Raw genomic sequence first — 20,874 nt, forward strand, 5'->3', positions numbered from 1 at the left:
AGGCTGACGCGATTCCCCATCCCATCGCTGTCGCTCACCGAGTTAGCAGATGGCGGCCCCCGCGGCTATCAGCAGCTCTTTCAAGATGGTGCGATGGCAGCGGGACTCCTGCTCGCAGTAGCAACCCACCGAGAGGTTGGTGGTATGAGAGAGGGCGGCCAGCAGCGCCAGATCGTGCCTGGCGGCAGGTTGCGCCATCTCGGCCTTGTACTGTTTGCCAAACGCCGCCCATTGGGCGGGTGTCTCGGCTGCCTGCCCCAGCTTCATGGTCTCGCTGCTGGGAGCAAGGTTGGGAAACCAGACATCGTACCAATGCTGGCTGGCAAATTCGCTCTTGGGTACGCCGCGGGGCGGGCGGCGCACCGTGCCGATCCGCAGCCCCTCATCGGGCAGGCGCGGGCTGCCAAGGCGAACGATAGCGAGGGCCATGACAGCGGGTTACTTCTCTTCGGCCACTTTCAGCGCCTGCCCGTAGCAGATCACCTGTTTCAGGCAGCCCGGGGTGTCGCTGAACTCGGCGCACTTGTCGATGGTGACGCCGTTGCCACCCATGTCGGCCGCGCGGCGGCGAGCCAGGGTGCGCGCTTCACCGGCGTTGGGCACCGGCTGGTTGGCATCGGCCTGGCAGGATTCACCCTCGATGGTGCCGAGGTAGAGGTAGTTGAGGTCAGCCAGCTCATCCTGTTCATAGATGCGCACGCTACCGGGTTTGAAGTATTCGTCGAAGTTCTCTTTATCCAGATTGCTGTTGAAGGCGTAGTTGGCACAGCCGGAGGCAATCAGGGGCATCATCAGGATCAGGCGTTTCATCGTCTCGTATCTTGTGTCGGTGATGAGGACAGTAGAAATGCGCAGGCGCTCCATGTCGGCATCTTGTTGAATAATGAGGGGGACATTATAGGGGCCAGCCGCCTGCGGCGACCAGCCCCGTTTTGCGCCCTGTTGTCAGGGTGTGACCCCCATCAGCCTGATATCAGGCTGATATCAAACAGGAGCCAGTCGCTGATAGAGGCTGCGGTAGTAATCATCCGCCAGCAGCTCGTTGTGAGGGGCGCACAGGCGGATCTGTCCCTCTTCCATCAGGGCAATCCGGTCCATCTGCTCCATCCCCAGCAGGCGGTGGGAGATGAGCAGCAAGGTGCGATCTGCCCCGAGCCGGAACAGCAGAACCATGATCTCCCGCTCGGTCTGGCTGTCTAGCCCTTCGGTCGGTTCGTCCAGCAGCCAGAGCGGCGCATCGTGCAGCAGGGCGCGGGCGATGCCGATACGGCGACGCTCACCACCGGAGAGGGGGCGGCCGCCGTCACCGAGCCAGGCGTCGAGGCTCGCCTCATCTTCCAGCAGATTGGCCAGTCCGACCTGGGTCAGCACCGCAATCAGCTGCTCGTCAGAGGCGGTCGGGGCGGCCAGTTTTAGGTTGCCCCGCAAGGTATCGGCAAACAGATGCACCCGCTGGCTCACCACCGAGATGGAGGCGCGCAGCGCCCCTTCGCTGTAGTCGGTGAGCGGCTTGCCATCGAGCAGGATCTTGCCTGCTTGCGGGCTCCACTCTCGGGTCAGCAGCCCCATCAGGGTCGATTTGCCGCAGCCGGTCTGGCCCAGCAGCGCCAGCTTCTCACCGGCGTGCAGTTGCAGGGTGCAGCCACGCAGCACCGGCTGAGGGTTGCCGGGATAGCCAAAATAGAGGTCATTGATCTGCAGGGCGCCAGCGGTGGCGTGGGTCTGTTCGTCGCCCCACACGGGGGCTTTTGCCTCTTGCAGGATCTCGTTCAAACGACGGGCCGAGGTGAGGCTGGTGGAGAGGTGCTGGAAAGCCCCCGCCAGCGGCATCAGAGCCTCGAAGCTTGCCAGGGTGGCAAAGACCATCAGTGCGGTAATGGGGTCGGGCGCAGCACCCGCTACCCCATGACCGGCCTGCCAGAGCATCAGGGTCAGGGTCCAGCCGCTCAGCAGTTGCACCGAGAAGTTGGCCAGCCCGCTCACCTTGGCCATCCGGGCCTGCGCGACGAGCAGTGCCTGTTCGGCCTGTTGCAGCTCAACCAGCGCCTTGGGGGCGGCGGCAAACATCTGCAGCTCGGCCTGACCATCCAGATAGTCCACCATCCGGGTGCGCAAGGTCGATTTTTCGGCAATCAGCGCCTGACCGGGGCGACGGCCGAGGAAGTAGAACACCAGCGGCAGGGCAATCATGCCAAACAGCAGAATGGCCCCCAGGGTGAGGGCGAGACGGCTGTCGAAAAACGACAGGAAGAAGACCAGTCCGGCGGTGCTGAGCAGGGCCGCGCCTATGGGGGTGATCAGCCGCAGATAGACGTGGTCCATCGCATCGATGTCTGCCACCAGTCGGTTGAGCAGATCCGCCTGACGGAAACCGGCCAGGGTACCGGTGGATAGCGGCGAGAGTTTCTGCCAGAACCAGACCCGCAGTCGGGTCAGTACCCGGAAGGTGGCGTCGTGGCTCACGACCCGCTCACCCCAGCGACCGGCGGTACGGACGATGGAGAAGAAGCGCACCCCGCCTGCAGGGGTCATGTAGTTAAAGGCATGGGTCGTCGCAACTGTCATCCCCGCCACGGCAGCGGCGGAGAGGAACCAGCCGGAGAGGGAGAGCAGCCCCATGCCAGCGGCCAGGGTCACCAGCGCCAGCAGCAAACCAATGGTGAGGCTGAGCCAGTGTTGGCGATAGAGGCGCAGAAACGGCAACAGATCACTCATCGAGAGAACCTCCGGAACGTTGGGAGAGCAGGCGGGCAAAAGGCCCATCCGCCTGACTCAATTGTTGGAAGCTGCCTTGCTCCACCAGCTGGCCGTGGGCCAGCACCATTATCTTGTCCATCTTGGTAAGCTGGTCGAGGCGGTGGGTGATCATCAGCAGGGTCTGGCCAGCCATCGCCTGCTCGAGGGTGGTCATGATGGCGCGCTCGGAGTGGCGATCCAGACTGGCGGTCGGTTCGTCGAGCACCATCAGCTGGGTTGATTTGAGCAGGGTTCGCGCCAGGGCGAGGCGCTGGGCCTGACCGACCGAGAGGCCGCCTGCCTGATCGCCGACCGGATAGTCGAGCCCCTTCTCCATGGCAAATTCCCACGCCTGTGCCCGTTTCAGGGCATCTTCCAGCTCTGCATCGCTAGCCGTGCTTGGCCAGCAGCAGGTTGTCGCGCAAGGAGGCGTGGAACAGCTGCGGGTTTTGCGAGAGCCAGCCTAACTGCAGGCGCCACTGGCTCATGTCGAGGGTGGCAAGCTCCTGCCCGTTGACCTTGAGTTCACCGCGATAGGGGGCAAAGCCGAGCAGGGCGTTGACCAGCGAGCTCTTGCCGGCGCCGCTGACGCCGATGAGCGCAGTGCGCGAACCGGCTTCCAGGGTGAAATCGATGGGGCCGACCAGCACCTTGCCTTCGGCGCTCAACACTTCAAGCCCTTTGGCTTCTACCTTGACCGGGCTGTCGGCATGGAACGGCGCCGTGCCTGCGGCCGGTTCGCTCACCTCGGCTTCTAGGAATTCAAGCAACTGCTCGGCAGCACCGATAGCCTGCGCCTTGGCGTGGTAGTGGGCACCCAGTTCCCGCAGCGGGGCGTAGAACTCGGGGGCGAGAAACAGCACGAACAGGCCGGTAAAGAGGGTGACCTTTACCCCATAGCTACCAAAGTTCAGATGGTCGATATAAGAGAAGCCGAAGTAGACGGCGACCAGCGCCACTGAAATAGCGGCGAAGAACTCCAGCACGGCGGTGCTCAAAAATGCGAGGCGCAGCACCTCCATGGTGCGCTCGCGAAAATCTTCCGAGGCGTCGCGAATGGCATCACCTTCTGCCTGGGTACGCATAAAGAGTTGCAGCGTGCGCAGCCCCTTCAGCCGATCGAGGAAGTGGCCGGAGAGACGGGCCAGCGCCTGAAAGTTGCGGCGGTTGGCATCGGCGGCGCCCACACCTACCAGGATCATAAAGATAGGGATGAGGGGCGCAGTGCCCAGCAGGATCAGGCCCGCCGCCCAGTTGACCGGGAACACGGCCACCAGAATGACCACCGGAATAAAGACGGCGATGGCCATCTGCGGCAGATAACGGGAGAAGAAATCCTGCATGTTTTCAATCTGTTCCAGCAACAGGCTGGCCCAGCTACCGGCCGGACGGCGCTGGATATAGGCAGGGCCGAGACGACTCAAGCGAGTGAGCACCAGCTGGCGGATGGTCTGGCGCACCGCGCTGCCCGCCTTGAAACTGGCCACTTCGCGGCCATAGGCTAGCGCCGCTTTGCCAAGCGTCACCAGCAGCAGGGTAATAAAGAGCGTGATGGATTGCTCAGGCGTTGAGCCTTCGATGATAAAGCCGTGCAACAGGGTCGCCAGCAGCCAGGCTTGCGCCACCATCAGAATGCCCTGGCCAAGGCCAAAAGCGATGGATATCGTGATCCAGCGGCGACCGTGACTCGATTGCTTGCGCAACCAGCCATAGAGACGTTTTTGCGTTTTTTTATCCATTACCACCATCCTCGCGTCGAGTGGCGCAAGACTATCCTTGCCGTTTGGCCTTGGCAACCTTGTAAATTATCTGTGTTGAAAATGTTTGATTGAAAAAGCAACCGTCTGTTCAATCCTTGTCCGAACAGATTGATTTATTGAAAAAAGTGGCAAAGGCGCCATTGCGCTCGGCGGCAAAATGCATATAGTAGGAGCCCTGACGCGGGTGTAGTTCAATGGTAGAACGGTAGCTTCCCAAGCTGCATACGTGGGTTCGATTCCCATCACCCGCTCCAAATTTCAGAGCCAAGCGGGCATCGTATAATGGCTATTACCTCAGCCTTCCAAGCTGATGATGCGGGTTCGATTCCCGCTGCCCGCTCCAGCTTCAAAGCGAAAAGCCCACTCCTGCGAGTGGGCTTTTTGTTTTTCATCTATTTTGTGCGGCGTTCGACGTCACGCTCACGGTTTCTCAGCTTTTAAGGCAAATTGCAGAGACAGAAAAGGCGCCCGAGGCGCCTTTTCAGATCAACAGCGTAGCGGGAGCTTATTCCTGCTCCAGCTCACCACAGAAACGGTAGCCTTCGCCGTGGATGGTGGCGATGATCTCCGGAGTATCGTTGACGCTTTCGAAGTGCTTGCGAATGCGACGGATGGTCACGTCAACGGTACGGTCGTGGGGCTTGAGCTCACGGCCGGTCATCTTCTTCAGCAGTTCGGCACGGGTCTGGATCTGGCCCGGGTTTTCGCAGAAGTGCAGCATGGCGCGGAACTCGGAGCGCGGCAGCTTGAACATGTCGCCAGTCGGGCTGACCAGTGCGCGGCTGTTGATATCCAGCGCCCAGCCGTTGAACAGGTAGCGCTCAACCAGCTTCTTCTCTTCGCCACCGGCTGCCACGTTCATGGTGCGGCTCAGCAGGTTGCGGGCACGGATGGTCAGCTCGCGCGGATTGAACGGCTTGGTGATGTAATCATCGGCGCCGATCTCCAGACCCAGGATCTTGTCCACTTCGTTGTCACGACCGGTCAGGAACATCAGGGCGATGTTGTCGTTCTCACGCAGCTCACGGGCCAGCAGCAGGCCGTTCTTGCCCGGCAGGTTGATGTCCATGATCACCAGATTGATGGTGTGGGAAGTGAGGGCTTGGTGCATCTCGTCGCCGTTGTTGGCTTCGAGCACGATGTAGCCTTCGGCTTCAAAAATGCTTTTCAGGGTATTGCGTGTGACCAGCTCGTCTTCGACGATCAGAATGTGTGGTGTTTGCATGAGTATTCCCAGATTCTTATCAGTTAATTATCTTAAATTTAACACTCTTTGGCGTTTCAAACCGATTTCCTGACTGATCCTGAAAATTTATTACGTCATCCTGGGTATGAGAGTCAGGTCGGAATATCGCGAATTAGGCATCAGTACCGGCAAGTATCCCTGTGCCACTTATAGGTTCCCGACAAGTTTGGTCGAGCAGAGCCTGGAAAGGTCGTCCATTACGAAAGTGGCCGCATTTTATCAGTTAACAGGAGCATAACAACACTCTTTGCCGTCAGATAGCAACTTTTTAACTCTGATTTGATATAGGTCAAACCCTGGTACAGCTGCATCATACTTGGCCTGAACCGGGTTTTCGCCCCTACAAAATGTAATGGAATGTAACATGTGATTGACATGAATTTGTGGGAAAACTACAAGAAAATCTGCTTTATCGCGCCATTTGAGCCACCAGACTGGTCTGCTTTTGCCATCATCACAGCCTGGAATCCGGCCAGCCAGTGGGTCACAGAACGACGCAATATGCGGCGGGAACGGGCGCTGTGGCGCCATCTGACCGTGGATTTGCAGGTGCCCGTGGTGGGGCCGTTTTGGGGATCTGACCCGGACGAACGCTGGCAGGAGTCATCACTGGCGGTGGCGCTATCCCTGCCACAAGCCCGTCAGCTGGTAGCGCGTTTTGGCCAGAATGCTCTCTACTGGGTGGAGGATCGCCAGCTCTGGCTGGTACCAGTATTGACGGATAAATCAGCAGTTTGTCTGGGCAATATTGAATCCTTCTGGATTGCCAGAAAACTTGCCTGGTGAAAGAATGAACACCTTCATGTATCTGAAAGGAATCAAATCATGCTGGATCTCCTGCCCGACCTCTGCGATCAACATGGCGACTTGCTGCAAGTTGCTGACCCGGTGTTTCAGGATTTTGGCGGCAAGGCCATCTTCTATGGTCGCGCCGTAACGCTCTCCTGTTATGAAGACAACAGTCTGGTGCGGGATCTGGTGACCCGCCCCGGTCACGGCAAGGTGATGGTGATCGATGGTGGCGGCTCGCTGCGCCGTGCGCTGCTCGGCGATCAACTGGCGGTCAAGGCGGTGGAGCAGGGGTGGGAGGGGATCCTGATCCACGGCGCGGCGCGGGATGTGGGCACCCTGGCGACACTGGCGCTCGGGGTCAAGGCGCTGGCAGCCTGTCCGGTCAAGACCGAGAAGCGAGGATTGGGAGAGCTGGGGGCGGTGGTCAGTTTTGCCGGGGTGACCATCCACGAAGGGGATTACGTCTATGCGGATCGCAACGGCGTGGTGGTGAGTGCCACGCCGCTGATCTGATTCAGAAGTTGAAACCGACCCCCAGGCTCAGCGCCTGATCGGCAGTGATGGCGCTGACCCCGTAGTTGGCGGTGAGGGAGAGTCTGGGTGTCAGCAGCAGGCTGGAGTTGAGCTCCAGCAGGGTGCTGGCCTTGTTGAGATCGAGATGCTTGATCTGGCTGCCGATATTGAATGCCGGAGAGAGCTGGTAGCGTACCCCCGAACTCATATTGAAACCGGATGTGCGATTTTGATCCGCCACTGCCGGGCCCGCTTCCATAAAGAGGGTTACATCATCCACCACCGGATATTGATAGCCGCTATTGACCAGCCAGAGATCAAAACTGTCGCTGTGATGGCTATGGCCATTGAGCAGCACACCCGAGTAACTTTTGACATAGAGAGACGGGTTGGATTGCGGCTGAACCACTGCCCAGTCGGCGGCCTGTGCGGCCATGCTGGCGCAGGTTGCAAGCAGTGTGATGATGAGTGATTTGACCATTCGTTTCCCCTCCCTGGGTCCGGAACTGAGCCTAAGCATGGCACATGCCAGCTGGTAGTAAAGTGAAGGGAGATCACAATAAAATCCTTTGGCATGGGCGTCAGCCATGATAAACAGGCTGCCGTATTGATGGCTCTAATCATTAAGAGGTGAATCCATGAACAAGAAACTGACTCTGCTGGCCGCGCTGGCACTGGGAGGCTGCGCAATGGCAACGGGTTCCAGCATGGCTCAACTGCAAGCATCCAGCTGGCAGCTGCAAGGCGCCACCGGCGATACCTTCACCCTGCAAGTGGTCGACGGCAAGGTGGCGGGCAAGGGCGGCTGCAACCGCTATTTTGGCGGCATCACCAAGCAGGGTGACGGTGTCTTGACGCTGGGCGCCATGGGCTCCACTCGCATGATGTGCATCGGCGACGCCATGAACAAAGAGACCGAGTTCCTGCAAAAGCTGGAGAAGGTGGCAACCTACTCCATCAACGGCAACCAGCTGACTCTGAGCGATGCCAACAAGGCGGCCCTGCTCACCTTTAACGCAGTGCCTGCTGCCAAATAAGGCACGCGTTCGTCTGATTGCCCCGACAGCGCTGACTGTGCTGGCGGGTCAAACGCTCTGATACGCCCTCCCTCTGGAGGGCGTCTGTTTATCTGCGACGAGCCCTGTGTGCTCGTCCGCAACGGTTGTTCACTCGTCGATTCCCCTTTTTGCTCGGTTTGATGTCAGAACCTCGTATCTTCGCTTCGGTACGTATCTTGATCATTTCAATAATTCTTGTATAGTTGAAATGAAAGGTCGCACCAAGGGGATTGAAGATGAACAAAGAGATGGCCACCAAGGTCTTTGAATCGCTGGCATCCGGCATCCGGCTCGATGTATGGCGGCTGCTGGTGAAGGCCGGGCTGGAGGGGCGAGTCGCCGGTGAACTGGCCAGCGAGCTCGATATTGCCCCCAATACCCTCTCGTTTCACCTCAAGGCGATGCTCAACACCGGTCTGCTGTCGGTGGAGCAGGAGGGGCGCTTTCTGCGCTACCGCGCCAATATTCCCCTGATGCTGGATGTGATCGCCTACCTTACCGAGGAGTGCTGCGCCGGTCATCCCGAGGCGTGCGGCGTGATGCGTGCCGAGTCAGCCTGCTCCCCCCATGTTCTGCCTGCGCAGCCCTGCTGCAACAAGGAGTAATGCCATGTCCTCCATTCAGATTTTTGATCCCGCCCTCTGCTGCTCCAGCGGTGTCTGCGGTACCGAGGTTGATCAGGCACTGGTCACCTTCGCAGCCGACCTTGCCTGGGCCAAGGAGCAGGGCGTTGCCATCGAGCGTTTCAATCTGGCCCAGCAGCCGATGCAATTTGCCGAGACACCTGCCGTCAGCGCTTTTCTGACCCACGCCGGGGAGGAGGGGTTGCCACTGGTGCTGGTGGAGGGACAGGTGGTGTTGACCGGCCGTTATCCGAGCCGCAGCGAGCTGGCCCGTTATGCCGGGCTGCCTGCGCCGCAAGCGGCCATCAAGGGGATCGTCAAAGGCGGCTGCTGCTCTGGCAGCGGTTGCTGCTGAGTCGTGACGCACCATTCGGGAGAGGCTATGTACTATTTTCTGACCAATCCACCGCCGTTTCTCTTTTTCACCGGCAAGGGCGGGGTGGGCAAGACCTCGCTGGCCTGCGCCAGTGCGGTGGCGCTGTGTGATATTGGCAAGCGGGTGCTGCTGGTGAGCACAGACCCTGCCTCCAACGTGGGGCAGGTGTTTGCCACCGAGATCGGCAATCGCGTCACCGCCATCGCCGCTGTGCCCGGTTTGTCGGCGCTGGAGATAGATCCCCCCGCGGCGGCCAAAGCCTATCGGGAGCGGATTGTCGGGCCGGTACGCGGCAAGTTGCCCGAGAGCGTGGTGCGCAGCATCGAGGAGCAGCTCTCCGGCGCCTGCACCACCGAGATCGCCGCCTTTGACGAGTTCACCGCCCTGCTGACCGACCAAACGCTGCTGGCCGAGTATGACCACATCGTCTTTGATACGGCCCCAACCGGCCATACCATCCGGTTGCTGCAACTGCCGGGAGCCTGGAGCGAATTTCTGGAGCAGGGCAAGGGGGATGCCTCCTGCCTTGGCCCGCTGGCGGGGCTGGAGAAGCAGCGCAGCCAGTATGGCGAGGCGGTCGCCGCCCTGGCTGATGCCACTCGCACCCGGTTGGTGCTGGTGGCGCGCGCCCAGCAATCCACTCTGCGGGAAGTGGCCCGCACCCACGAGGAGCTGGCCACCATCGGCTTGTTGAATCAGCAACTGGTGATCAATGGCCTCTTCCCCGAAGGCGCCATTGCCGGAGATCCGCTTGCAATGGCGCTCTGGCAGCGCGAGCAACAGGCTCTCGCCCAGATGCCGCAGGGGATAAAGGCGCTGGCGCAGGATCATATCCCGCTGCTGGCCACCAATCTGGTGGGGCTCGACAGTTTGCGTCTGCTGCTGCAATCAGAGGGAAGAGCCGCCCAATCCCCGACAGTACAGTCCACTATCAAGCAAGCCCAGCCCGAGTTGAGTTCGCTGGTGGACGAGCTGGCCGCCGATGGTCACGGCCTCATCATGCTGATGGGCAAGGGCGGGGTAGGCAAAACCACGCTGGCGGCCGCCGTGGCGGTGGAGCTGGCCAGCCGCGGCTTGCCGGTGCACCTCACCACCTCGGATCCCGCCGCGCACCTGAGCGAGACGCTGGCAGCTAGTCTGCCCCATCTGGAGGTGAGCCGCATCGACCCCCACGCCGAGACCGAGCGTTACCGCGCCCAGGTGCTGGCCACCAAGGGGGCGGCCCTGGACGAGCAGGGGCGGGCACTGCTGGAGGAGGACTTGCGCTCCCCCTGTACCGAGGAGATCGCCGTGTTTCAGGCCTTCTCGCGCATCATTCGCGAGGCGGGCAAGCGCTTTGTGGTGATGGATACTGCCCCCACCGGCCACACCCTGCTGCTGCTCGACGCCACCGGCGCCTACCACAGGGAGATCGCTCGCCAGATGGGAAACAAGGGGCTGCACTTCACTACCCCCATGATGCAGTTACAGGACCCCAAACAGACCAAGGTGCTGATTGTGACGCTGCCCGAGCCGACGCCGGTGCAGGAGGCTGCCAATCTGCAATCCGATCTGCGCCGTGCCGGCATCGAGCCCTGGGGCTGGCTCATCAACCACAGCTTGCAGCAAGCCGCGGTCAGCTCACCGCTGCTGCAACTGCGGGCCGAGCGCCAGTTGCCCCATATCGAGGCGGTCGAGCAGCAACACGCCAGCCGCTACGCCGTGGTGCCGCTGCTCGCCGAGGAGCCGGTGGGGCCCGATGCCCTGCGCCGCCTCTGCCAGCACCATTGAGTCGTCGCCCCGGCGCGCTGCCGGGGCGGCTTGAATATGCCGTTACTTGTTATAACCCTTTGTTTTGAACCAATAGAAGATGCGAAATTGCGCCGCATCGGGAGTTGTGATGTCTGCAACATGTGATGCCAAGGCCGTGCCTGCCATCGGCTTTTTTGAACGTTATCTGACCGCCTGGGTCGCCCTCTGCATTCTGGTGGGAATTGGCCTCGGGCAGGGGTTGCCGGATCTCTTCAAGGCGATCGGTGCCATGGAGGTGGCCAAGGTCAATCTGCCGGTGGGGCTGCTGATCTGGGTGATGATCATCCCCATGCTGCTCAAGATCGACTTTGGCGCCCTGCATCAGGTGAAGGGCCACATGAAGGGCATTGGCGTCACCCTCTTTATCAACTGGCTGGTCAAGCCCTTCTCCATGGCCTTCCTCGGCTGGCTCTTTATTCGCGTGCTGTTTGCCGACTGGCTGCCGGCTGATCAGCTCGACAGCTATGTGGCGGGGCTGATCCTGCTGGCGGCGGCCCCCTGCACCGCCATGGTGTTTGTCTGGAGTCGGCTGACCAACGGTGATCCCTACTTCACCCTATCGCAGGTAGCGGTGAACGACCTCATCATGGTGTTTGCCTTCGCTCCGCTGGTGGCGCTGCTGCTCGGGGTCTCCAGCATAGTGGTGCCTTGGGATACCCTGCTCACCTCTGTGGTGCTCTATATCGTCATCCCGGTCATCATCGCCCAACTGCTGCGCAAGGCCTTGCTGAAAAAGGGAGAGGCCCATTTTGACGGCGTCATGACCCGCATCCAGCCCTGGTCGGTGGCAGCCCTGCTGCTCACTCTGGTGCTGCTGTTCGCCTTTCAGGGCAACGCCATCATTGAGCAGCCGCTGGTCATCGCTCTCTTGGCGGTGCCCATTCTGATCCAGGTGCTGTTCAACTCCGGGCTCGCCTACTGGCTCAACCGCAAGGTGGGGGAGAAGCACTCAGTCGCCTGTCCTTCCGCCCTGATCGGCGCCTCCAACTTCTTCGAGTTGGCGGTGGCCGCCGCCATCAGCCTGTTCGGCTTTCACTCCGGCGCGGCGCTCGCCACCGTGGTCGGGGTACTGATCGAGGTGCCGGTCATGCTGCTGGTGGTGCGGGTGGTTAACGCCAGCAAACTCTGGTACGAAGCGGGGCTAAGCCGCTAACTGACAGCCGTTAACAGATGGCCGCGAACTGATGCTATCCATTTTCTATTCACTTGATTAATGAGAGACACGCAAATGAGTGCAATCACCATCTATCACAACCCGGAATGTGGTACCTCCCGCAACACCCTGGAGCTGATCCGCAACAGCGGCGTGGAACCCACTGTCATCCACTATCTAGAGACGCCCCCCTCCCGTGACCAGCTGGTGGCGCTGATCGCCGCCATGGACATGCCGGTGCGCGATCTGCTGCGCAAGAACGTGCCACCCTACGAGGCGCTCGGTCTGGCGGAAGATCGTTTCAGCGATGATGAACTGATCGATGCCATGCTGGCTCACCCCATCCTCATCAACCGTCCCATTGTCGTCACGCCGCTTGGCACCAAGTTGTGCCGTCCGTCGGAAGTGGTGCTCGATATATTGCCCGATCAGCAAAAAGGGGCCTTCGCCAAGGAAGATGGCGAGCAGGTGGTGGACGCGAGCGGCAAGCGCCTCAAGTAATCGTCTGAACGCTCAAGTACGGATTGAAACAGGGCCAGCTTCACGCTGGCCCTGTTTCGTTCTGTGAACAAGTTGAAAAAGTTATTCCGGCCAATCGTTTTACCGCTTTTTCTGTGACGATGATCACTGTACCATCGCCGCCCGACCTGCCACCCGGCCGCATCTCCCCCTGCGACGGCGCTGGCGTCACCCGATACATGCTGTCACCCGGAACGTGAATGACCCCAGGATGGGACCCGCCACTAACCTGTAGGTTTGTGGTCTGCGTGTCGCGTGGGTCGGCACCTCTCCCGCCGGATCGCCCGCGACGCCTGTCTGCAGACTTGCCATATGAAACTCCTCTCTTCATAGGTGCAAGATGACACTGTTATTGAGTCTGGTCGGTATGCTGGCCCTGATGTTTATCGCCTGGCTGGCGAGTGAAAACCGCCGAGCCATCCGCTGGCGAACCGTGCTGGGGGCGCTCGCCCTGCAAACCGGTTTTGCTGCCCTGGTGCTCTATTTCCCCCCCGGACAAATCATGCTCGGTGCCATGAGCAATGGCGTCTCCGCCCTGCTCGGCTTTGCCGACAGCGGCATCCGTTTCGTGTTTGGCGATCTCGCCAGCAACGGCTTTATCTTCGCCGTGCGGGTGCTGCCGCTGGTGATCTTTATCAGCGCGCTGATTGCCGTGCTCTACCACTTCGGCATTATGCAGTGGGTGATCCGGGTATTGGGCGGTGCCATTCATCGTCTGCTTGGCACCAGCCGCGCCGAATCTCTGGTGGCCACCAGCAATATCTTCCTGTCGCAAGGGGAGTCGCCGCTGCTGATCCGTCCCTTCCTCGCTGGGATGACTCGCTCCGAGCTCTTCGCGGTGATGACCTGCGGCATGGCCTCGGTGGCGGGCTCGGTGCTGGGCGGTTACGCCGGTCTTGGTGTGGATCTGAAGTACCTCATCGCCGCCTCCTTTATGGCGGCGCCGGGTGGCCTGCTGATGGCTAAACTGCTGGTGCCGGAGCAGCAGCAGGTGAGCGATCAGACCGAGATCACCCTCGACAAGAGCGACTACAGCAACGCCATCGACGCGCTGGCGGGCGGCGCCATGGGCGGCATGAAGATCGCCGTGGCCATCGGCACCATACTGCTGGCCTTTGTCAGCGTCATCACCATGATCAACGCCGGTCTCACTACCGTCGGCGAGTGGTTCGGCTGGGCCGATCTCTCCCTGCAGCAGCTGCTGGGTTATCTCTTCGCTCCGGTGGCCTGGCTGATTGGCGTGCCCGCCAGCGAGATGATGGCGGCAGGATCGCTTATTGGTCAGAAGGTGATCATGAACGAGTTTGTCGCCTATCTGGACTTTGCCAATATCAAGGCAGATCTGAGTGCCCACACCCAGATCATCATCACCTTCGCGCTGTGCGGTTTTGCCAATCTGGGCTCCATTGCGGTGCAGCTTGGCTCCATCGGCACCATGGCGCCGGAGCGCCGTCACGATGTGGCCAATATGGGCTTCAAGGCGGTGCTGGCGGCGACCCTGGCCAACCTGATGAGCGCCACCTTGGCCGGGATCTTTGTCTCCCTCTGATGAGATAAAACGAGGCTGCGCCAGTAAAAAAGCGCCCGCCCCATCTGGGGCGGGCGCTTTGCTTTATGGGCAGAGAGCTAGCGAGCGTTCGCTTCCCCCAACCTTGGGTTGAGGGAGAGGATCCGGGTCTTGCTGACCCGGTGGCGATAGATCTCCCGCAGATAGAGCAGCGCCTTTTTCACCGATTCGCGGCTGAGGCGAATATCGTTGATGGAGACGAACTTCTCTTTCTCGCGGATAAGCTCCCGATATTTCTTCTCATACATGGGCTTGATGGCGTACCAGTTGGTATCGAGGATCTTGGCCGGGTTCTCGAACTCGTTGAGCATGCTGTCGAGCAGAGTGTCGTTCCACTCCTCATTGCTGATCATCTCGATCACCGCCTTGTCCAGATGCTCATCGAAGCGATAGTGATCCTTGGCAAAGCAGCGCTTGATAAAGGCCACGATCAGGGTCAGGAAGTCATCGCTCAGGCAGGGGCTCTTGACGATCAGGGTGGTGAGGGAGATGTTGGCCGACGCCCCGATGACCAGTGCATAGCGCTTGAGGGTGGTATTGGGGAAGAGCCCGTTAAGGTGAGACTTGAGCCGGTTGAGATCCATATAGGAGAGCTTGTACTCCTTGGGCAGGGAGATGATCGACACCACAGAGGAGCAGTTCTTGAAGAAGTGCAGCTCGTTGAGGTGGGCCGGGTCATGGCCACTTTTCACATAGTCGTCCAGATACTCCCGATAGTTGCCCGCCTCGATGGGCAGCAGACTGATCCCCTCGATGGCCTGGGTCATCTTGTTGAAGTGGGGCAGCTCGATGGAACGGGTGAAGAGATCGTCCACATTGAGCCCGTCCTCCTTGTCAAACAGGCCGCCGGGGGGCGAGATGGACTCGGCATACGCCACCGCCACCGGCCCCGCCAGACTCATAAAGAGGTCGTTGGCATCGAGCCGAATGGTCTCGCTGATATCGATGCCCGCCCGGCGAAAGTAGTTCTCGTCGTAGTCGGTGGTGACGGCCTGAGCGGTGAGGATGTTGAAGATCTGCTGGGAGATGTACTGGTTGGCGTACTTCTCCATGGTGTTGACATCAACATGCTGGATCTCGCCATCGTCGCTCTCTTCGGCGTAGCGCATGATGTCGTTGGAGATCAGCATCATGGCATTCCAGGGCCTGATCCGCTTGAGCATGCTGGCATCGCACGCCTGCTCGTTGTCGAAGTGATAGGAGAAGTCCCACTCCTCGGCCAGGTATTTGCACAGCAGGCGCCCCGCATTGATGTGCAGCGCTTCCGAGATCTCGATACCCCGATCACAGATATTGGGCAGGATGCAGATGCCGCTGGTGAAGATGGGATCGAACATGAAGTGCTCCCCGAGGGATAGGTGCTCCTCCTCTTCTGACGGGGGTGAAAAGGTCTTGCTCATGTAGGAGTACTGCTGGGCCAGCCCGAACTCGGAGGCCATGCCGGAGCCGGTGCCGCCCCCAGCGCTGAAGATGTAGAAATAGAGGCGGGATTGGTTGGCCTTGATGCCGCAGGAGTCCACCAGATAGGTATGAATGGCCTGCCACTCGGAGTTGGCGAAGTAGTGGGGGCTCTTGTTGAGGATGATCTTGGCCAGATACTGGCCAAGGATGGGGGCGTTACCCGCGCCTCCCGCGTGGATCTCCGACAAGTCCATCACCCGCATCTTGGCGTAGTCACGCAAGGAGCCACCTTCGCCGCTGCGATTGGAGTGGCGGATCCGGCCATCGATGTCCTTGTCCAGATCCCCCAGCATCACCATGGGCTCGATCAGAAAGACCGGCCGGGCCCCGTTGTTTGGCAGTCGCAGGTTGCGCCGGATCCAGCTCACCGGACCAAACTCCTTCTCCCGCTTGCGTTGCTCTTCACTGTTGAACTCATTGAGATAAAAACTGCGGGCGTTGTAGACCAGCGAGGCCACATCCTGCGCGATGTTGGAGCCGCAGCGCCCCAGCCCCACCAGACAGACGGACGGAAAATTGTGGGGCACGGTGGCGCCCGTTTCGCTCTCTCCGATGGCGGCGGGAAACACCGCATGGCGCAACTGTTCCAGATTGGCAAGAATGCGGGCCAAATCCCCTTCGGTGTAGTAGAGGTAACGGTTGCCTGCGTCCTGCTCATCATCCGTGTTGATAGGTAGCAGATCGATATGCTCGGTCATGAAAAAAGATCCCTCTTGGCGGCGAATGTATATAAATCAGCAGCTTTGGACTGCCCGGTAACTCTAGATGATAAAAAGCGGGGTCGCGGTGAGAGGAGGGCGAGAGTTGTGACTGTGTGATCATGGGCACAGCTACATCCCGGAAATCTGCCGGTACCCCGCCCTGGACGGATTGGGCAACGGCGCCCCATTCCCCTGAAAAGGGGGACGACTGCACTCAATCATGTGTTGGCCGCGTGCCGGATTATCCCGCTCTGAGCGGCCTGTTTCCCTCGCGCTGGCGTGGTGGAATAAACACGAAAAAGAATTTTTAGATTGGTTTTCCTATTTCCAATCGATTATTTGATTGGGCAGTAACGGCATTAGCGGTGTCAGATTAGGGGAGCAGGTTGGCCAACGCGCCGTCAGCCAGTCTTTACGCGGTCACACAAGGAGACACTCTGATGGAAACACTTGACCAGAAAATCGACACCATGCGAGAAGCATTTATGCAGCAAGAGCGCAAACAGGCCCACGACAAGTGGCAAGCCAGGGTCGAAGAGCTGCTACAGATACGGGGTGAGGAGAGACAACCGGAGGAGCAGGAAGAGTAGTGCTCGCTCCCGGGCGAAAGTTGAGGTAGCGAACGCTTCGTATCGGCTACCCGTTATCTACCACCGATAAGAAAACCACCGACCTTTTGCAGGTCGGTGGTTTTTTTATGGATAGCAGCTGATTGGGTGGCCTGATTTCCAGGCCGAGCAATAGGATTAAATCCAGGGGCGTAGGGATGTGACTACTTCGCATCGGTGATGGGCTTTTCGGAGAGTAACTCGTTAACGAATCCAACGGCTAAATGAATATTCGACTCCATCTTGTCGCCGTCCACCGCGTTCTCTTTCCACGATTCAGGGGCTTCGGGATGTGGCCCGGAAACGGCCACCTTGCCTTTGCCGTATGAGCTGATCAGCGCGGCAATATGATGGTTTTGAAAATGGGCGATGACCTTGACCTGCTCGGGGCCTGGCACCGGCGTAAATTGCGGGCCGGCCTGGTAATACATCTGGCGCGCTTCGCCAAGCCAGCTGATCGGGAAGATCCTGGCGCTAAAGTCGCCGTCATAATCATCGGATGTGGCAGGAACAAGGCCCAGCGCCGGCACAAAGCCCTCTTCTTCAGACCAGCCGGTGGATGCCACAAATGCCCCCCCACAGATCCCTAGGTAGCGGCCACCGCTTAGCAAATAGGTTTTTAACGCCGAACGAGCGTCCGCGGTGAAGGCGTTGAGGAGCGGCTCAACATCGTCCTCTGTGCCGCCAACGATAAACACCCTGGCATTATCGAGCTCTGCAGGCAGCGCCTCGAGATTGGAGAGATACCTGACCGGCAAGCCCAGCTGCCTGACCACATCCGCAATCGCTTTGGTGCTATCCCCATCAGAAACCGGCCCGTTATAGATCAGCGCGTACGGCTCTTGCTGCGGCTGTGCAGAGGCGGCCTCTGCCATGCATCCAGTCACTAACCAAAGGCTGATAACGTTCGCAATCAGCCTGATGCCTTTTGATACATTCATCGCTGCCACTGTCCCTGTGATGTGAATCGAAGAGACTACTTATCACGATCCCGTTCTGCATGTCAGCCGCAGTTAAATGAACATTTCAAGTTAGCGCGCCAAGGCTGATTGGAGCTGCGTTTAGCAAACAACGCTCGAGCCAATACAGAGAGGAAAAACGACTGATGCTCGGTCCCGGCTTAGGGGGGCGTGCAACAGTCGTTTTATCACTTTCTGAGTGACGTCTCTTATGGCTGATGGAGAAGGACTCGAGGGGGAATACAGCAACATAAGAGGGTGCACTTCACCTTCACTTCACCGAGCGGGGATAAGGTAGGCTCACGTTTTCAGTTGGAGCTTCACCCTATGCCCACCATAGTCACCCACGCCGCCGTACCCCTCTGCCTTGGTCTCGGGCTTGGCAGCCGGATTATCCCGCCCCGCCTGCTGTTGGCCGGTGTCGCCATCGCCATGCTGCCCGATGCCGATGTGCTCGCCTTTAAACTGGGGGTCGCCTACGGCCATGTCTTTGGCCACCGCGGCTTTACCCACTCACTGCTGTTTGCCTTTGCCTTGCCCACACTGGCCATGCTGTTTCACCGCCAATTTCTGGCCAGCGTCGCCACCGTCTGGTCGTTTCTGCTGGTCTCGCTACTCTCCCACAGCCTGCTCGATTCCCTCACCACCGGCGGCAAGGGGGTTGGCTGGCTCTGGCCGTGGCGTGATGAGCGTTTCTTTGCCCCCTGGCAGGTGATCCGGGTTGCCCCCTTCAAGCTGCAGGCTTATCTCACTGCCCGAGGTGAGGCGGTGATCCTCTCCGAGCTCTACTGGGTCTGGCTGCCGGGGGTTGTATTGATGCTGGTGTTGATGGGATGGCGGGGCTGGGGCAGGGGGGGATGTGTGGGATTGGAATGGGGGGGGATATATCCTACTTTGGCAAATATCGAGAATAATTAAATCTTGGACACCCATCCCTTCTGTTTTGGCGATATAATATTTTGCTCAGAAAGATGGGGGTCCTAATTTTTTTGCCAGAGTGGCTCGCATCTATGGGTTCAGACAGTGTAGTGAGCTCTCTATTGAAACATGGAAACTTCTAGATTCAGCTACTGATAATAAAAGGAGAAGTTAAAAATCTGGAACTATAACCTTTTGGCATGCTAAAGAGGCAGTGCTTTACTCCGAAAGATGAGGGGAGGAATAATGGATATATATTATTAGTCTATATCTAATTTGTAAGCTGGGACTGGTACTATATTTTTTGGAGCAATGCTAGAAAGTAATGTCCTGGCAAAGTCCTCTCTTGAGATAGTTTTAAAATCAAGGGATAACTCATTGCATAAATCAACAAAATCATCTTCATCGAAATCATCAAGTTGCCAATCCGAATATTCTCTGCCGTTAATTGTTACGACTCTAAGCATGTAAGGTTTTAACGAAGGCCCAAACCTTAGATTCACAGAAGCATTTTTTTCCGTGACGCCGGCTAACAAGTAACGTAGATAAATACCTGTTACATCATTTAGGTCTACGTATTTTGTAAAGTATGTTACAGGCCCGCACAAACCAATGTGTGCTGGGTAGCTACTTCCTACATCTATTTCCATTTGACGTCCTTTTTTTGCAGGTTTTTAATGGAGCATAATGCTTATCCAAGGTGTAATAAACTCAATCTCGAGTTAAAAAATACGAGTTTCCTATCACTCTGAAATAGTGTTTTTTAGCTATGTCAATCGGGATTTCTTTCCTGTTTTTTGAGAATTTCAGAAACTAATTCTTCTTCCTTCATACGCTCATACGCACGCAGACGGGCTCTTCTTTTTAGCTCATGTTCGAAAAATTGAATTATTATTATTAAGACAACCATTACACCTAGGAATAGTGGGACTTTGTCATTTAAAGATTCTACAATCAAAAAGATAGATTTGGGATTTCTCGAGGATTTTTCGATTTCAACGTAGTCTTGATTAAATGCTTCAAGTAGCCTTGCTAGGTTAGTAATTTGCTCTTCATTGCTACCATTATTCATGGATTCTGTTAGAGCTTGCACTAAACCAGAATGTCTTCCTTCATATTTAAAATTACTATGAACAGATAAATCTTGATATAAGGCATCGAACGATTTTTTGTATTTATTTTTCTGGGCTAAATCTAAGTATTGACTATTTATAATATTGAACTCAGCCTTTTCAATAATTCTGGCTACTGATATAGGTGTTGATATGTTGTCATCGCGAGTCTTGAAATCAGACAACCTAGCTAACCGTGGAAGATCAATTTTTGTGTCATTTATTATATGTTCTTCAACTATCTGCACTAAGTTTTGTAGCGCTGCTTTTTGCCTTTCAATTTCAGCTGCCCTTGCTTGCTCTACGTTCTGAAAAGATTGATACCAAGCCACTAACAAAGTCACAACTATACCAATTAACGTAGTCACTAATGGTACAACCCAAGGTCTTTCTTTTTTTTCCACATCTTTTGTCATTTTTTAACTCTCAAATAACTCTGGTAGTAATTAAATGAAAGATGCTAATAATTAGTTCATAGCATCTTTCATTTAACATTTTCCTGCTATAATAGTTACACTCCAAAAAAAATAAATAATATAACCATCTCGCATGTTGGTGCTGAACAAAGTAAAGCCAAACGTTTATCGCGAATCTATTTGAAATCTGTTTTACAGATCTTCCATATCCTTGTTTGTCCCAGTCTGGTTGGCACAATAATACTCGCCTGTTGAGCTTCGCTACGCTCTTCGCCAACCTACAAAAACCACGCTACCGCCCCTGAGATACAGCTCCCAGTTCGCTGCTGTTAACCTGCGAGATAGCAACAATCGCTTTCATGGCGTTCTTCCGAGAGGTTGATTGTCATTCGGGTATCTTAAGGGGGCTGGTGGTGCGTTGAGAAGTGTGTTTTGGCGGGAATCTGTGTTGGATCAATAAATTAGTCATTAAGACGTGCGCTGAGTGAGCAACTCATTTGGTTGGGAGTGCACAAGCCCCTCACCCCAGCCCTCTCCCGGAGGGAGAGGGGGCAACACGCCCAGA

The 20,874-nt window shown here is 57.5% G+C and carries 20 protein-coding genes, 2 tRNA genes and 1 pseudogene; 13 read left to right on the forward strand and 10 right to left on the reverse strand.

What is annotated here, in order from left to right:
* Positions 1 to 42 precede the first annotated feature (42 nt).
* From ACTG2B_RS06170 to cydD, 4 genes and pseudogenes are all read right to left on the reverse strand, one after another.
* Complete coding sequence (locus ACTG2B_RS06170; RefSeq protein ID WP_439995359.1) at positions 43 to 429, reverse strand: DUF488 domain-containing protein; 387 nt, start codon at positions 427 to 429, stop codon at positions 43 to 45.
* A 9-nt stretch (positions 430 to 438) separates the two neighbouring features.
* Entirely contained in the window at positions 439 to 810 is a 372-nt protein-coding gene (rcsF, locus tag ACTG2B_RS06175) for an Rcs stress response system protein RcsF (RefSeq protein WP_013723982.1), read from the reverse strand.
* 174 nt (positions 811 to 984) lie between these two features.
* Complete coding sequence (cydC, locus tag ACTG2B_RS06180) at positions 985 to 2,715, reverse strand: heme ABC transporter ATP-binding protein/permease CydC (RefSeq protein ID WP_439995360.1); 1,731 nt, start codon at positions 2,713 to 2,715, stop codon at positions 985 to 987.
* Positions 2,708 to 4,475 (reverse strand): annotated as a pseudogene (cydD, locus tag ACTG2B_RS06185) (heme ABC transporter permease/ATP-binding protein CydD). The gene cydC and the pseudogene cydD overlap by 8 nt, the downstream one beginning before the upstream one ends.
* Before the next feature lie 201 nt (positions 4,476 to 4,676).
* Between cydD and ACTG2B_RS06190 the strand changes: the two are divergent.
* Positions 4,677 to 4,750 (forward strand) — tRNA-Gly (locus ACTG2B_RS06190).
* A gap of 14 nt (positions 4,751 to 4,764) precedes the next feature.
* Positions 4,765 to 4,839: transfer RNA gene (locus tag ACTG2B_RS06195), tRNA-Gly, on the forward strand.
* 162 nt (positions 4,840 to 5,001) lie between these two features.
* Here the strand turns inward: ACTG2B_RS06195 and arcA are convergent.
* Entirely contained in the window at positions 5,002 to 5,721 is a 720-nt protein-coding gene (arcA, locus tag ACTG2B_RS06200) for a two-component system response regulator ArcA (RefSeq protein WP_005338193.1), read from the reverse strand.
* Positions 5,722 to 6,117: 396 nt separating this feature from the next.
* Between arcA and ACTG2B_RS06205 the strand changes: the two genes are divergently transcribed.
* Both ACTG2B_RS06205 and ACTG2B_RS06210 read left to right on the forward strand, forming a co-directional pair.
* The gene (locus ACTG2B_RS06205) at positions 6,118 to 6,528 is read left to right on the forward strand and encodes a DUF3293 domain-containing protein (RefSeq protein WP_439995361.1); all 411 of its coding nucleotides are present in this window, start codon (positions 6,118 to 6,120) and stop codon (positions 6,526 to 6,528) included.
* Positions 6,529 to 6,567: 39 nt separating this feature from the next.
* Entirely contained in the window at positions 6,568 to 7,047 is a 480-nt protein-coding gene (locus ACTG2B_RS06210) for a putative 4-hydroxy-4-methyl-2-oxoglutarate aldolase (RefSeq protein WP_043818759.1), read from the forward strand.
* 1 nt (position 7,048) lies between these two features.
* Here ACTG2B_RS06210 and ACTG2B_RS06215 read toward each other — a convergent pair whose 3' ends face one another.
* Positions 7,049 to 7,528 carry a hypothetical protein gene (locus tag ACTG2B_RS06215; RefSeq protein WP_064338427.1) on the reverse strand — a complete coding sequence of 160 codons (480 nt, stop codon included), beginning with the start codon at positions 7,526 to 7,528 and terminating at the stop codon, positions 7,049 to 7,051.
* Between the two features lie 157 nt (positions 7,529 to 7,685).
* Between ACTG2B_RS06215 and ACTG2B_RS06220 the strand changes: the two genes are divergently transcribed.
* The 7 genes from ACTG2B_RS06220 to ACTG2B_RS06250 all read left to right on the forward strand — a co-directional run bounded on the left by ACTG2B_RS06220 (position 7,686) and on the right by ACTG2B_RS06250 (position 14,116).
* The gene (locus ACTG2B_RS06220) at positions 7,686 to 8,084 is read left to right on the forward strand and encodes an META domain-containing protein (RefSeq protein WP_005359119.1); all 399 of its coding nucleotides are present in this window, start codon (positions 7,686 to 7,688) and stop codon (positions 8,082 to 8,084) included.
* 257 nt (positions 8,085 to 8,341) lie between these two features.
* A complete protein-coding gene (locus ACTG2B_RS06225; RefSeq protein ID WP_005338181.1) occupies positions 8,342 to 8,710 on the forward strand; it encodes an ArsR/SmtB family transcription factor in 369 nt (122 codons plus the stop codon).
* 4 nt (positions 8,711 to 8,714) lie between these two features.
* Positions 8,715 to 9,083: an arsenite efflux transporter metallochaperone ArsD gene (gene arsD, locus ACTG2B_RS06230; protein ID WP_005347398.1), complete on the forward strand. Its 369-nt coding sequence runs from the start codon at positions 8,715 to 8,717 to the stop codon at positions 9,081 to 9,083.
* Between the two features lie 27 nt (positions 9,084 to 9,110).
* Positions 9,111 to 10,874, forward strand: coding sequence for an arsenical pump-driving ATPase (gene arsA, locus ACTG2B_RS06235; protein WP_439995362.1), 1,764 nt, complete (start codon positions 9,111 to 9,113; stop codon positions 10,872 to 10,874).
* Between the two features lie 109 nt (positions 10,875 to 10,983).
* Positions 10,984 to 12,048: an ACR3 family arsenite efflux transporter gene (gene arsB, locus ACTG2B_RS06240; RefSeq protein WP_439995363.1), complete on the forward strand. Its 1,065-nt coding sequence runs from the start codon at positions 10,984 to 10,986 to the stop codon at positions 12,046 to 12,048.
* A gap of 75 nt (positions 12,049 to 12,123) precedes the next feature.
* Positions 12,124 to 12,549: a glutaredoxin-dependent arsenate reductase gene (gene arsC / locus ACTG2B_RS06245; protein ID WP_080741219.1), complete on the forward strand. Its 426-nt coding sequence runs from the start codon at positions 12,124 to 12,126 to the stop codon at positions 12,547 to 12,549.
* Between the two features lie 358 nt (positions 12,550 to 12,907).
* A complete protein-coding gene (locus ACTG2B_RS06250; RefSeq protein ID WP_439995364.1) occupies positions 12,908 to 14,116 on the forward strand; it encodes a NupC/NupG family nucleoside CNT transporter in 1,209 nt (402 codons plus the stop codon).
* A gap of 77 nt (positions 14,117 to 14,193) precedes the next feature.
* Here the strand turns inward: ACTG2B_RS06250 and ACTG2B_RS06255 are convergent, their stop codons facing one another.
* Positions 14,194 to 16,293 (reverse strand): hypothetical protein, encoded by a 2,100-nt coding sequence (locus ACTG2B_RS06255; RefSeq protein ID WP_100654208.1) that lies wholly within the window; start codon positions 16,291 to 16,293, stop codon positions 14,194 to 14,196.
* Between the two features lie 443 nt (positions 16,294 to 16,736).
* On the opposite strand from ACTG2B_RS06255, the gene ACTG2B_RS06260 reads away from it, so the two are divergent.
* Positions 16,737 to 16,886 (forward strand): hypothetical protein, encoded by a 150-nt coding sequence (locus ACTG2B_RS06260; protein ID WP_005338159.1) that lies wholly within the window; start codon positions 16,737 to 16,739, stop codon positions 16,884 to 16,886.
* A 182-nt stretch (positions 16,887 to 17,068) separates the two neighbouring features.
* Here the strand turns inward: ACTG2B_RS06260 and ACTG2B_RS06265 are convergent, their stop codons facing one another.
* Positions 17,069 to 17,845, reverse strand: coding sequence for a BPL-N domain-containing protein (locus tag ACTG2B_RS06265; protein ID WP_439995365.1), 777 nt, complete (start codon positions 17,843 to 17,845; stop codon positions 17,069 to 17,071).
* Positions 17,846 to 18,190: 345 nt separating this feature from the next.
* On the opposite strand from ACTG2B_RS06265, the gene ACTG2B_RS06270 reads away from it, so the two are divergent.
* Positions 18,191 to 18,781, forward strand: a complete 591-nt coding sequence (locus tag ACTG2B_RS06270) for a metal-dependent hydrolase (RefSeq protein ID WP_439995366.1) — start codon at positions 18,191 to 18,193, stop codon at positions 18,779 to 18,781.
* Positions 18,782 to 19,041: 260 nt separating this feature from the next.
* On the opposite strand, the gene ACTG2B_RS06275 is transcribed toward ACTG2B_RS06270, so the two are convergent.
* Both ACTG2B_RS06275 and ACTG2B_RS06280 read right to left on the reverse strand, forming a co-directional pair.
* Positions 19,042 to 19,431: a hypothetical protein gene (locus ACTG2B_RS06275; protein WP_439995367.1), complete on the reverse strand. Its 390-nt coding sequence runs from the start codon at positions 19,429 to 19,431 to the stop codon at positions 19,042 to 19,044.
* A gap of 122 nt (positions 19,432 to 19,553) precedes the next feature.
* The gene (locus ACTG2B_RS06280; protein ID WP_439995368.1) at positions 19,554 to 20,309 is read right to left on the reverse strand and encodes a hypothetical protein; all 756 of its coding nucleotides are present in this window, start codon (positions 20,307 to 20,309) and stop codon (positions 19,554 to 19,556) included.
* Between the last annotated feature and the right edge of the window lie 565 nt (positions 20,310 to 20,874).

Origin of the sequence: Aeromonas sp. 30P, assembly GCF_051919805.1 — a bacterium.
Taxonomy (GTDB): domain Bacteria; phylum Pseudomonadota; class Gammaproteobacteria; order Enterobacterales; family Aeromonadaceae; genus Aeromonas; species Aeromonas veronii.

Coding starts and splice junctions, on each gene's coding strand:
- ACTG2B_RS06215 (WP_064338427.1), bottom strand. CDS start 7,528: ATGGTCAAATCACTCATCATCACACTGCTTGCAACCTGCGCCAGCATG.
- arsC (WP_080741219.1), top strand. CDS start 12,124: ATGAGTGCAATCACCATCTATCACAACCCGGAATGTGGTACCTCCCGC.
- ACTG2B_RS06260 (WP_005338159.1), top strand. CDS start 16,737: ATGGAAACACTTGACCAGAAAATCGACACCATGCGAGAAGCATTTATG.
- arcA (WP_005338193.1), bottom strand. CDS start 5,721: ATGCAAACACCACACATTCTGATCGTCGAAGACGAGCTGGTCACACGC.
- ACTG2B_RS06210 (WP_043818759.1), top strand. CDS start 6,568: ATGCTGGATCTCCTGCCCGACCTCTGCGATCAACATGGCGACTTGCTG.
- ACTG2B_RS06205 (WP_439995361.1), top strand. CDS start 6,118: ATGAATTTGTGGGAAAACTACAAGAAAATCTGCTTTATCGCGCCATTT.
- ACTG2B_RS06225 (WP_005338181.1), top strand. CDS start 8,342: ATGAACAAAGAGATGGCCACCAAGGTCTTTGAATCGCTGGCATCCGGC.
- ACTG2B_RS06255 (WP_100654208.1), bottom strand. CDS start 16,293: ATGACCGAGCATATCGATCTGCTACCTATCAACACGGATGATGAGCAG.
- arsA (WP_439995362.1), top strand. CDS start 9,111: ATGTACTATTTTCTGACCAATCCACCGCCGTTTCTCTTTTTCACCGGC.
- arsB (WP_439995363.1), top strand. CDS start 10,984: ATGTCTGCAACATGTGATGCCAAGGCCGTGCCTGCCATCGGCTTTTTT.
- rcsF (WP_013723982.1), bottom strand. CDS start 810: ATGAAACGCCTGATCCTGATGATGCCCCTGATTGCCTCCGGCTGTGCC.
- ACTG2B_RS06280 (WP_439995368.1), bottom strand. CDS start 20,309: ATGACAAAAGATGTGGAAAAAAAAGAAAGACCTTGGGTTGTACCATTA.
- arsD (WP_005347398.1), top strand. CDS start 8,715: ATGTCCTCCATTCAGATTTTTGATCCCGCCCTCTGCTGCTCCAGCGGT.
- ACTG2B_RS06250 (WP_439995364.1), top strand. CDS start 12,908: ATGACACTGTTATTGAGTCTGGTCGGTATGCTGGCCCTGATGTTTATC.
- ACTG2B_RS06170 (WP_439995359.1), bottom strand. CDS start 429: ATGGCCCTCGCTATCGTTCGCCTTGGCAGCCCGCGCCTGCCCGATGAG.
- ACTG2B_RS06275 (WP_439995367.1), bottom strand. CDS start 19,431: ATGGAAATAGATGTAGGAAGTAGCTACCCAGCACACATTGGTTTGTGC.
- ACTG2B_RS06265 (WP_439995365.1), bottom strand. CDS start 17,845: ATGAATGTATCAAAAGGCATCAGGCTGATTGCGAACGTTATCAGCCTT.
- cydC (WP_439995360.1), bottom strand. CDS start 2,715: ATGAGTGATCTGTTGCCGTTTCTGCGCCTCTATCGCCAACACTGGCTC.
- ACTG2B_RS06220 (WP_005359119.1), top strand. CDS start 7,686: ATGAACAAGAAACTGACTCTGCTGGCCGCGCTGGCACTGGGAGGCTGC.
- ACTG2B_RS06270 (WP_439995366.1), top strand. CDS start 18,191: ATGCCCACCATAGTCACCCACGCCGCCGTACCCCTCTGCCTTGGTCTC.